The organism is Candidatus Acetatifactor stercoripullorum (genome assembly GCF_944382095.1).
GTDB lineage: Bacteria > Bacillota > Clostridia > Lachnospirales > Lachnospiraceae > Acetatifactor > Acetatifactor stercoripullorum.
The window spans coordinates 16,289-27,423 of sequence record NZ_CALWMU010000042.1 but is presented as its reverse complement, the minus strand read 5'-3'; the positions used below and the strand labels follow the sequence as shown (position 1 = coordinate 27,423).

Here is an 11,135-nt window from a genome sequence, read left to right as displayed (position 1 = left end):
AAAAATCGGCAGATTGGTACTTTGGAAAGACATATCTGTCTTTTTATTGCAGTTTGCGGAAACTCAAGCTTATTTACAACCTGTTTGGCCAGCCTGTCCGGCCTCCCTATTTAGCTTCGCTCCGTTTCTCAAAATCTTCCACATACTGGATAATCAGCTTCATCGTGCCCTCTACGCCCAGAACACTGCTGTTGATGCACAGGTCATAGCTGTCTGCCCGGCCCCATTTTTTGGAGGAATAATAATTGTAATAGCTCTGGCGCTGCTTATCCTTTTTCAGGATCATTTCTCTGGCCTTTGCCTCCGGCAGATCATACTTCTGCATAATTCTTTTTACCTTTACATCCTCGTTTCCGAAAATAAACAGGTGAACACAATTCTTATAATCTGCCAGCGCATAGTCTGCGCAGCGGCCTACGATCACGCAGGGGCCTTCGTCAGCAATTTTTTTAATGGTGTCAAACTGGGCCAGAAACACCTTGTGGCTGATGGGCATATCCACAAAGGAGGAGGAATTATAGCCAAAGGAATAAGTATCCATAACCAGATTATACAGGAATGAATTTGTAGGTCTCTCATCGTGATTTCTGATCATTTCCTCACAAAAACCGCTTTCCTGTGCGGCACGGGTCAGAAGCTCTTTATCATAGCATTTAATGCCGAAATATTCTGCAACCTTTTCCCCTATTTCACGTCCTCCGGAACCAAACTGGCGTCCAATCGTAATAATTGTATTCATAGAAACACCTGCCTTCTGTCAAAAGTATAAATGCTTTTTAAAAGAAGCCCTCCGCATTTATCTGTTTGTATTATACAATATTTTTGCCTTTTGCACAACCAATCTTCAAATTTTTTTAATTTTTTGTTTGAATTTACCGACATTAGCAAAATTTATCCGGCTTATAATTACAGTAAGGTTAACAGGCGCTGAAAATATTCCGGCAGGGGAGCGTCTATCTCCAGATACTGCCCAGTGGAGGGATGCTGAAAGCCTATGGTCTTCGCATGCAGCGTCTGCCCCTGAAGGGAAAAGGGACATTTTCTTGGACCATACACATCGTCCCCCAAAATGGGATGGCCGATGCTTGCCATATGCACCCTGATTTGATGGGTTCTTCCCGTCTCCAGCACGCATTCGATATAGGTGTACCCCACAAACCGCTCCAGCACCCGGAAATGGGTCACCGCCCGTTTTCCGTTTCTTACATTTACTGCCATTTTTTTTCGGTCTGTGGGATGACGCCCTATGGGCGCATCAATCACACCCTGGTCATCCGGCAGGGCCCCTAAGCAGACAGCCCTGTAGCGCCTGTTTACGGTATGCTCCTTCAGCTGGGCTGCAATGGAGGCGTGGGCTCTGTCATTTTTGCAGGCAATCACGGAACCGGTGGTGTTTTTATCAATACGGTGCACAATCCCTGGCCGCATCACCCCGTTAATGCCTGACAATTCCTTTCCGCAGTGATACATCAGCGCATTGACCAACGTGCCGCTGTAATGTCCCGCCGCCGGGTGCACTACCATACCCTTGGGCTTGTTCACAACAATCAGATCACTGTCTTCATAAAGAATATCAAGAGGAATGTTTTCCGGCAGAATATCCGGTTCCACCGCCGCGGGAAGAAAAAAGGCAACCTCATCGTCCGCATTTACCCGATAGCTGCCTTTTGCAGTCTCCCCGTTTACCAAAACCTGGCCATCCTTAATTAATTTTTGAAGAAAGGAGCGTGACAGGGAATCCAGAAGCATCCCCATACACTTGTCAAGCCTTTCTCCTTCCATATCCTCTGTTATCTGGAAGCGTAATTCATCCATGGAAGCTTCCTCTCCCTATTTCATCTCTCTGTAACGGTTTTGCTTAAAGCTTAAAAATTCCAGATCCTTTTCTTTAAATACAAACAAGAATAGAATAAACAAACCAATGGTTGACAATACAATATAAATATCCGCCACATTAAAAATAGGATAATTGATCAGAACGAAGGAAATAAAGTCCACCACATAATCAAGACGGAAACGATCCGCCATGTTGCCTGCGCCGCCTGCAATAATGCAGGACAGCAGAATATGGACAATATTAAATTTTTTCTCGCTGGGAAGCTTAAACAGGAAAAACAGAATCACTGCCATAAATACAATGCCCACAAAAAGAATAAATACCTTTTGATTTTCAAGCATCCCAAAGGCAGACCCTCTGTTTTCCAGATATTGCAGCTCCAGCACTCCGTCAATGAGGACATAAGGCTCATTTCCCTTTAAATGAAGCACCGCCAAATACTTCGTAAACTGGTCAATGCCAAAAAGCACTGCAGCTACCACAGCGTCCAAAAGCAGAATCTTTCTTCTCTTATGATTCTTTTTACTCATGTGCATCCTCTTCGCTAAAATAGATTTCCCTTACGGCTTCCAGAATTTCCTCATCGGTTACAGTATGATCAATCACTGCCTTGCCGATTTTTTTCAATAATACAAACCGGATTTTCCCTGCGCTCATTTTCTTGTCCGATTTAGTCAGCCGCAGAATCTCCTGGGGATCAATTCCCTCTACAGTGATGGGAAGATAAAAGGGAACAAACATATCCCTGATCTCATAATATTCCTCCATGGAAAGCATACCCCGCTTCCATGAAATATAAGCGGCCGCAACCGTTCCCAGCGCCACGCATTCGCCGTGATAAAGCTCAAAATTCTTTGCCTTCTCAATGGCATGACCGATGGTATGTCCCAGATTCAAAAGCGCTCTGTCTCCCTGCTCCGTAGGGTCCTTTTCCACCACCAGCTTCTTTACTGCGCAGCTTCTCATCACCATTTCCTCCAGAGTATCCAAATCGCGCTCGCAGATTTCATACATTTTATCGATCAGCCATTCATAAAACACCGCATCCCTTATCAGCCCGTGCTTCATAACCTCTGCAAAGCCGGAAAAAAACTGTCTGTCATCCAGAGTTTGCAGAACGCTCAGGTTCATGTACACCAGCTTTGGCATCTTGAAGGCCCCTACCATGTTTTTATAGCCGTCAAAATCCACTCCTGTCTTTCCCCCGATGCTGCTGTCGCACTGTGAAAGCAGTGTGGTGGGAATCTGCACAAAATCAATTCCCCGCAGGTAAGTGGCCGCTGCATATCCCGCCAGATCGCCCACAACGCCGCCTCCCAGTGCAAGAAGCATATCCTTTCTGTCAAAACCTTCCTCTATCAGAAAGCGATACAGCGTCCTTACAGTGTCCAGCGTCTTATTTTCCTCTCCCTGAGGAAACACAAATTTTGCGGTTTTGAGACATCTGCCCTCTAAAAGATTCCTGACCTCATCTCCGTAAAGCTCGTCCACCTTGGAATCCGTGACGATACAGAGCCGCTTTTCCGCACAGCCAAGCAAGGAAAGCTCCTCCCACAGCCCCTCAAAGGACTGGGCAAATACAATATCATAGCATGGTTTTTTATTGTAAAGAATCGGTAATCTCTGTGCCATTTTTTCTTTCCCTTTTCGTATTTTCTGCAAAAAACTTCCCCGTTCCATACAGGGGGAAGTTTTCTTCATGCACTATAATCCATTATTGATGGGAGACTCAAAGGTTCCTCCGAAAATATCCTGAAAATCCCCCGAAACATCTACGCTTGCAGGCGTGATAATAAAAATATAATGGGAAATCTTCTGCAGATTACCCGATATTGCAAAGCAGGAGCCCGAAGTGAAGTCTATAATTCTCTGTGCAATGTCCACATCCAGACCTTCCAGATTCAGCACTACGGTTCTGTTTGCCAGAAGCGTTTCTGTAATTTCCCGCGCATCCTCCACTGAGGTGGGTTTGATCACGCAAACCTCCATTCCGCTTGCATTCGGCATTCTCTTTGTCACGGACTGGCGTATGGGAGTCACCTTAGGCTGGGATGCCCTTCTGCTTCCCCTCTCCTCGTATTCCTCCGTATCCTTCGACTTGGAAGAATTTGACTTTCTGGGCGCTGGAGCTACTTCCTCCTCATCATCATCCAAATATTCATCATCATAGTAATCATCGTCTTCTTCGTTGATCTTCATGTAATTCAAAAACTTGTCCATTACACCCATTGTAATTACTCTCCTTTATTCCTAAACACTATAATCCCGTTCGCCGAAAATTCCGGTGCCTACTCTGATGTAAACGGCGCCCTCCTGCGCTGCAATCTGATAATCTCCTGTCATTCCCATGGAAAGAATATTCATAGAAACATTATCAATGTTTTTTTCCGCTATGTCAACAGACAATTGTTTCAATTTTCGAAAAAAACAGCGGTTTTCTTCTGCATTCTCCACAAAGGGAGCAACTGTCATAAGGCCTTTTATATGAACAGCCGGCAGTTTGGAAATCTCTTCCACAAGCGCCGGGGCATCCTTGGGAGAGACTCCGAATTTACTCTCCTCCTGGGCCATATTCACTTCGATGAGAATGTTGGCCTCTGTGTGCTTTTTTTGCGCTTCTCTGTTGATTTCCTCCGCCAGCCTGTAGGAATCCACACTATGAATCAGCCAGACTTTTCCCACAATATACTTTACCTTATTGCGCTGTAAATGTCCGATCATATGCCAGCGGATGTCCCCCGGAAGCTGCTCCATCTTGTCCACAAGCTCCTGCACCTTGTTTTCCCCGAAATCTCTTATTCCAGCTTCATAAGCCTCTCTCAGAAGAGAAACCGGCTTTGTCTTGCTGACCGCAATCAGCGTCACCTCTTTTTCGTCCCTTCCAGCCTCCCTGCAGGCCGCCCTGACATTTTCCTTCACTTGTTTGATTCTGTCTGCAATCATAGCCTCTCCTTATTCATAGATAAACTGATCGTCGCTGACCGCCTCCGCGTCCAGTACAATGTAATCGTAAACATTCAGCCCATACCGGGTGTTGGCTTCCACAATGGAATATTCATCATTTTGGTACAATATATTAATCTGCTTAAAGTCAGCGTAACCCTTGTTCATATTATAGACCCCGATCAGTGTAGCCCGCTTACTCACCGTATAGGTCTCCTGGCTGTCCGTCTTATGCAGCACATCGCCTGAATTCAGGATAGAAACATCCAGATAGTACTCCCCTGTATCACTGTCGTAATAATAGACCTCTGTCTCCACAAATTCGCTGGATATGGTACCGTCCTCCAGGTAGCACTGTCTGATCACGCCGTCGCTTCCGTTATCGCCGCCCTGGGTCACATACTCCTCTGGAATCAGGAAAAATTCCTTCTCCACAATGGAGGAATTGGGAATCTTCAAGCCGGTTTCCTCATAAAGAATCAGCTCCACATCCAAAAAGCGGTCCGAGATAAAGGTGATCATGGAATTTGTAAAGGTCAGCTGCAGATAGGTATTGCCGTCCCCGTTATTCAAAAGCTGTGTCTGCCCCCAGGATTCATACTGATTCTTAAGGAAACGCACCTTTACATAGCCCTCCTGCTCCAGCTGGGCACCTCTGTCCGGCTCAATGGGGATCACAAGAGACCACGTCTCGCTGGTGGAAAGCTTGTACACCGGTGTGCCGGCCTCGGAAAGCTCATTTCCAAGATACTGGGTCTTTTCATAATTTTTTTCGTCGAAAACCGCTTCCGTAACGGCATCTGCGGTCAGTCCCTCATACCCGTCCGTCCAATAGGCAACCACGCCTGTCTCAGGTGCATTGCAGAAATTGACAATGTTTGCAATGCCAGAGGTGTCGCTTATGTCGTTTATTCCCTCCAGCATACTGGCATTGGCAAGCTTTAACACTGTATTTTTCAAAGAATTTTTAAATTCATAAATACTCTCATAATTTTGGGGTTCAAAGCCGTGCATATAGCTTACAATCTCACTTCTAAATTCCGCCAGCTCCTTATCGCTCAGAGAATTTTCTCCAAGGCTTAAGTCCTCCAGGTATTCGTTCAGCCTCCCCGTCTCATCTATGGTATAAACCAAGTCCCCCTTGGCCACTCTCTCGCCTTCCCTGGCATAATAATTTACATATCCCGCAGCCTCTGTGTTCACCACTGTCTCGCTTCGCAATATCACGCCGCGGTAAAGATTATCCGTGGCCAAAGACCCCTCCTGCACCTCATAACGAACGATATGGGTGGTCTGGAAATACATGATAATACAGATTACCACATAGACGAACACTACGCCAAAAATAATCATTCCAATATTCAGATTTAAAGGCTTTCTATATTTTTTCACTTTGTTTTTTGCCAATTTTCGAGCCTCCACCTAACTTGGCAAAAGCCTCGGTATGTATCCGAGGCTTTTCTTACGTTTTCACCTTTATTCAAATCCTATTACAGCATAAATTACAGGGAGATAATTACCTTTTCCTTTAGGTTCTCCGGAAGATCCGCCTCATCCAGAGAAATACTGAGTATAAAGTCCACGCCAAAGGTTTCGCTGATCTTTTCCAGCTTGGATACTGCAGCTGTGATATCTGCCGACTCCAGACAGGAAATTTTCAAAAAGCTGTCAAAATACATCTGCTGGAGATCATGATCCTGCGAAATGATTCCGCACACAAATCCGAGAAATTCACTATCATTTTCAACAAGGTATTCGGAGACGTTAATCAGCCGCACCTTATTGTTCAGCTCGTACATATGCTTGGTGCTTTTATCCAAATATACGATGCTGCCGGAAATATTTTTTACCTCACTATTCACTTTGTCCAATAAATGCTTTGTCTTGCCCTTGCCCTTCTTTCCTACAATTAACTGAACCATCGGTAACCCTCCTATTGTAAATTAGTGATAAGAAATTTTCTATCTGTTTCTATTATAGTTTATCTTATATCAAAAAACAACCTCTATTTGTTGATTTCGTCTAACAGATCAGCCATCTGGGCATACAGCACATCCCTGGCCTGGGCGCGCAGAATCACCGATATATACGGCGCTCCGTTAACATCTCTGGACAGCAGAATCAGACAATGGCCCGCAGCATTGGTGGTTCCCGTTTTGCCTCCGATCACCGTCACATTGGCAGGCGTCTGATAGGTGCCCCGCAGAAAAAGATTACTGGTTTCAAAGGAAATCTCCTTTGCCTCTCCCTCCTGGTCATAATAAACCGTCTGATAGCTGGTCATATGTATGATCTCGTTAAAGGACTCATATTTCACAGCCTCATTGAAAATTAAATACAGGTCATAGGCTGTGGTGTAATGACTGTCATCGGAAAGTCCATGGGGATTTGCAAACTGCGTGTTGGTGGCTCCCAGGCGCAGCGCCTCCTCATTCATCATTTCCACAAAGCGTTCCACTGAGCCGCCGATATTTTCCGCAATCATCATAGCCACATCATTAGCAGAATACATCAGAAGAATATGCAGAGCCTGATCCAGGGTCATGGTATCACCGCTCTCCACGCCGCAGAGCTGCGCGCCGGATTCCGTGATGTTCACAGCAGAGGAAGCTGTAAGCACCTGATCCAGGGAGCCGTTCTGCAAGGCTACAAGAGCTGTCATCACCTTTGTCAGACTGGCCGGATACAGACGTTCATGGGCATTCTTGGCATAGAGCACCTCCTTGTTGTTCACATCAAAGAGCACAGCCGCCTGGGCCTGAGACATATCCACAGACGCATCATCTGTGATATCCTCCGTGACCACGCACAGATCCTCTGCAAAGGAAGCCGCCGTCTGTGCGCTCTGTCCGCCGGCCAGCACATTAAAGCTGCTCACCTGGGAGTCCACGCTGTAGGGCATATCAAAGGACGTCCCAGAACAGCCGGCCAGGGAAAAAACGGCGGAAAACAGAATCCAGGCCAAAATCATGCGTTTCTTACTTGTACATTTCACGCCACTCTAAGTCTCCTCTGTCCAGGGATTTGATCAGCAGTTCCGCCGTTGCAAGATTGGTAGCCAGCGGAATATTGTGCATATCACAAAGCCTCACCACATTGTTTACATCCGGTTCATGGGACTTGGATGTCAAAGGATCCCGCAGAAAAATCACAAGATCAATCTCATTGTGCTCAATCTGCGCTCCGATCTGCTGTTCTCCCCCCAGATGCCCCGCAAGGTACTTGTGTATGCTTAAATTGGTAACCTCCTCTATCAGCCTTCCTGTTGTGCCTGTGGCGTACAGATCGTTTTTGCTGAGAATCCCCCGATACGCGATACAGAAATTCTGCATCAGTTTCTTTTTTGCGTCATGCGCAATCAAAGCAATGTTCATATTTATACCCTCTCTCTATTTGATTTTTTCGCCTGAAGCCTTACGTTCAATACAAACCCCATCCCTATGAACAGGCTCAGCAGCGAAGTCAGACCATAACTGATAAACGGAAGCGGCAGTCCTGTGTTGGGAAGCAGAAAGGTTGCCACTCCAATATTAAAAAAGCTCTGAAAGGCCACAAGCCCCCCCATTCCCGCTGCAATAATGGTTCCTGCCGTATCTTTGGCCTTTCTGGCAATGGATATGCACTCTAAAGCCACCAAAAACAGCAGAACAATCACAACCACACAGCCCTTAAAACCAAACTCCTCACCGATCACCGCAAAGATAAAATCTGTCTCTGCCTCTGATATAAAATTACCGTTTTTTACCGATGTGATCTCATTGTTTTTATAGCCCTTTCCATCCAGCTGTCCCGATCCGATTGCCATCACAGAATTTAACTGCTGGTAGGCCTCCTCACTGGCATATTCCTCCGGATTGATAAAGGCAAGTATCCTGGTTCTCTGATAGTCCTCAAGCACGGAGTTGTCCGGCTGCAGCGCAAGGGAAATCACAATAGCCACAGCCGGAATGATCACTGCAAGCACTCCCAGCACCAGCTTCCAGCTGATGCCCCCGGCAAACATAATCACGCAAAATACAACGATCAGGACAATGCTGGTGGACAGCGCAGGCTGCTCCTTTACCATGTACCAGGGCACCGCAATCAACGCAGCGCAGGCCGCGATCATTTTAAAGCTGTTTAACTTCTCCTTGTATTTCATAATAAACTGTGCAAAGAATAAAATCAATAAAATTTTCGCAGTTTCCGACGGCTGAAAGCGAAGTCCCCCTATTTCCAGCCACCGCTGGGCGCCGTTGGCATCGTCTCCCACAATCATTACCAGTCCAAGCAGCGCAATATTTCCAAAATACATCAGCCAGTTTAACCGAAGTATCACGGAATAATTGCAAAAGGAAATAACGATCATGGCTGCTATCCCCGCCGCCACTCCTGCAAGCTGCCTTGTCTGAAGGGATTCCTCCGCGCTTCCGATGGCCATGACGCCGATGGCCGAAAGAGCCACAAGCATCAATATCAGCTTAAAATCATAATCGCGTATCCTGTAATTTTTGAACATAGCTTCCTTTCTGTTTTTCTACTGCTTATGGAGATCAAGAATGGGGATATTTGCATACAGGGTAGGTGTTTTCATTCCTCTCCCGTTCCTGCTCCCCTTGGCGTTTATCTGAATCTCCATATTGGCAGAATCTATCTTCATGTACTTTGATATCACCTTTGCAATATCTGTTTTTATCAGCTCCATCATTTCCGGCGAGCAATTTACACGGTCAGAAATCAGCAAAATCTTCAATCTGTCCTTGGCAACCTGGCAGGAGCTTTTCTTGCGAAAAAAATGCTTCATAACATCATTCCTCCTTATGCTCTGTGAAAAATGCCCGTTACCCTCGTCCAAAATGAAATTCCCTTGTCAAAATTCAAGAAGGGTACCTCCTTCCCCTCCACGCGCAGCACCACGTTGGCATAGGCCCTTCCCGCAGGCGTATCGTTGCCCACTAAGGGCTCCCCCTGATTGGTGGCCACCACCACATTTTCATCATCAGGGATAATTCCAATCAATGGAATTGCCAGAATGTCCACTACATCGGAGGCAGACATCATATCCCCTCTTTTCACCATATCCATGCGCAGCCTGTTGATGATCAAATCCATCTGTTTAAACCCATTGGCCTCCAAAAGCCCTATGATTCTGTCTGCATCGCGGATGGCGGAAACCTCAGGCGTTGTGACCACAAGGGCCCTGTCCGCGCCGGCAATGGCGTTCTGAAACCCCTGCTCTATCCCCGCAGGGCAGTCCAGAATAATATAATCAAACTGCTCCCGCAGATGATCAATCACCTTAACCATCTGCCCCGGCGACACAGCCGACTTGTCCCTGGTCTGCGCAGAGGGCATCAGATACAGTCCCGGATGACGCTTGTCCCGGATGAGAGCCTGCTTTACCCGGCAGTTTCCCTCCACTACATCCACAAGATTGTATACAATCCTGTTCTCCAATCCCATCACAACATCCAGATTGCGCAGTCCGATATCGGTGTCGATCAGGCATACTTTTTTGCCCAGCTTTGCAAGACCGGTTCCTACATTTGCAGATGTGGTGGTTTTCCCCACACCGCCTTTTCCTGAAGTGACGACAATTACCTCGGAGCTCCTTTCCTCCGAACGCTTTTCTTTCGCAGAAAAATTGTTTTCCATACTGAAAATCCTCCTGTTTAGAATATGTCGTCCCCTGGACTGCGAAAGCCTAAATTGAGTCCAGTAATTCTTTGGTAAGGGGTTCAAAAACAATCTTCCGGTTCTTCACATATGCAATTTTCGGCTGTACCTTCGGGCGAATGCCCCATTTTGACTGTCTGGTATTTGACTTATATTTGAAATCGCCGACTTTTAATCTTTCCGGCTCCATTTCAAGCGCTACTACATAAGCGTTTTCCTGCCCGTTCCCCCCTGCATAGGCTTCTCCGTACAATCCCCCCAGAATAATGATATTTCTGGCGGAAATCACGGCGCTCCCCGGGTACACATCCCCCAGGATCACGATGCTGTTTTCGGTCTCCAAAACCTCCCTGTTCTTTAAGGTTCCCTTGTAAAACTGACCCTCGTCCCCTCCGGTCAGCTTTTTTTCCACATGCTGGAGAGCCTTGATAAACTTTTTATTGGTGGCCTCGTCCTTCCCTACAATGCAGACCACATTGACGCTGCTGGATTTCCTTATGGTCTCCAGCACGAGAATCTCCTGGGCCGGCGAAAGCGCCCTTCCCTCCATGGAAAGGGCCACGCTGGCCGTGCCGAAAAAATTTCTGGCCTCAGAAAATTTAAAGGCAAGCTCTTCCAAAATATCGTCAAAATCCGTCTCCTCATCCATGTGAAGAGTGATTCCGTTTGGAAAGCTTTTAATGATTACCTTGTCCTTCAA

Annotated in this window: 14 protein-coding genes; all 14 read right to left on the bottom strand. The window is 46.5% G+C overall.

The annotated features are described in order from the left end of the window. Window positions 1-106 precede the first annotated feature (106 nt). Complete coding sequence (locus SHK35_RS11760; RefSeq protein WP_318705149.1) at window positions 107-739, bottom strand: cytidylate kinase-like family protein; 633 nt, start codon at window positions 737-739, stop codon at window positions 107-109. 167 nt (window positions 740-906) lie between these two features. Then, window positions 907-1,815, bottom strand: coding sequence for an RluA family pseudouridine synthase (locus tag SHK35_RS11755; protein ID WP_318709911.1), 909 nt, complete (start codon window positions 1,813-1,815; stop codon window positions 907-909). 15 nt (window positions 1,816-1,830) lie between these two features. Continuing rightward, the gene (gene lspA / locus SHK35_RS11750) at window positions 1,831-2,367 is read right to left on the bottom strand and encodes a signal peptidase II (RefSeq protein ID WP_318705151.1); all 537 of its coding nucleotides are present in this window, start codon (window positions 2,365-2,367) and stop codon (window positions 1,831-1,833) included. Further along, complete coding sequence (gene aroB / locus SHK35_RS11745) at window positions 2,360-3,469, bottom strand: 3-dehydroquinate synthase (protein ID WP_318709910.1); 1,110 nt, start codon at window positions 3,467-3,469, stop codon at window positions 2,360-2,362. Before aroB ends, lspA begins: the two co-directional genes overlap by 8 nt. A gap of 72 nt (window positions 3,470-3,541) precedes the next feature. Next, window positions 3,542-4,066 carry a cell division protein SepF gene (locus tag SHK35_RS11740; RefSeq protein ID WP_318705153.1) on the bottom strand — a complete coding sequence of 175 codons (525 nt, stop codon included), beginning with the start codon at window positions 4,064-4,066 and terminating at the stop codon, window positions 3,542-3,544. A gap of 21 nt (window positions 4,067-4,087) precedes the next feature. Next, window positions 4,088-4,780 carry a YggS family pyridoxal phosphate-dependent enzyme gene (locus SHK35_RS11735; protein WP_318705154.1) on the bottom strand — a complete coding sequence of 231 codons (693 nt, stop codon included), beginning with the start codon at window positions 4,778-4,780 and terminating at the stop codon, window positions 4,088-4,090. A gap of 9 nt (window positions 4,781-4,789) precedes the next feature. After that, the gene (locus tag SHK35_RS11730) at window positions 4,790-6,187 is read right to left on the bottom strand and encodes an HlyD family efflux transporter periplasmic adaptor subunit (protein ID WP_318705155.1); all 1,398 of its coding nucleotides are present in this window, start codon (window positions 6,185-6,187) and stop codon (window positions 4,790-4,792) included. Window positions 6,188-6,282: 95 nt separating this feature from the next. Beyond that, window positions 6,283-6,702 (bottom strand): twitching motility protein PilT, encoded by a 420-nt coding sequence (locus SHK35_RS11725; RefSeq protein WP_318705156.1) that lies wholly within the window; start codon window positions 6,700-6,702, stop codon window positions 6,283-6,285. Between the two features lie 83 nt (window positions 6,703-6,785). Beyond that, window positions 6,786-7,775 carry a D-alanyl-D-alanine carboxypeptidase family protein gene (locus tag SHK35_RS11720; RefSeq protein WP_318709909.1) on the bottom strand — a complete coding sequence of 330 codons (990 nt, stop codon included), beginning with the start codon at window positions 7,773-7,775 and terminating at the stop codon, window positions 6,786-6,788. Further along, window positions 7,759-8,154, bottom strand: a complete 396-nt coding sequence (mgsA, locus tag SHK35_RS11715) for a methylglyoxal synthase (protein ID WP_318705158.1) — start codon at window positions 8,152-8,154, stop codon at window positions 7,759-7,761. Before mgsA ends, SHK35_RS11720 begins: the two co-directional genes overlap by 17 nt. A 2-nt stretch (window positions 8,155-8,156) precedes the next feature. Next, the gene (locus SHK35_RS11710; protein ID WP_318705159.1) at window positions 8,157-9,278 is read right to left on the bottom strand and encodes an FtsW/RodA/SpoVE family cell cycle protein; all 1,122 of its coding nucleotides are present in this window, start codon (window positions 9,276-9,278) and stop codon (window positions 8,157-8,159) included. An 18-nt stretch (window positions 9,279-9,296) separates the two neighbouring features. Then, window positions 9,297-9,563 carry a cell division topological specificity factor MinE gene (gene minE / locus SHK35_RS11705; protein WP_318709908.1) on the bottom strand — a complete coding sequence of 89 codons (267 nt, stop codon included), beginning with the start codon at window positions 9,561-9,563 and terminating at the stop codon, window positions 9,297-9,299. 14 nt (window positions 9,564-9,577) lie between these two features. Beyond that, on the bottom strand, window positions 9,578-10,414 hold the full coding sequence (gene minD, locus SHK35_RS11700; protein ID WP_318705161.1) for a septum site-determining protein MinD: 837 nt from the start codon (window positions 10,412-10,414) through the stop codon (window positions 9,578-9,580). A gap of 49 nt (window positions 10,415-10,463) precedes the next feature. Further along, window positions 10,464-11,135, bottom strand: a complete 672-nt coding sequence (locus tag SHK35_RS11695; protein WP_318705162.1) for a septum site-determining protein MinC — start codon at window positions 11,133-11,135, stop codon at window positions 10,464-10,466.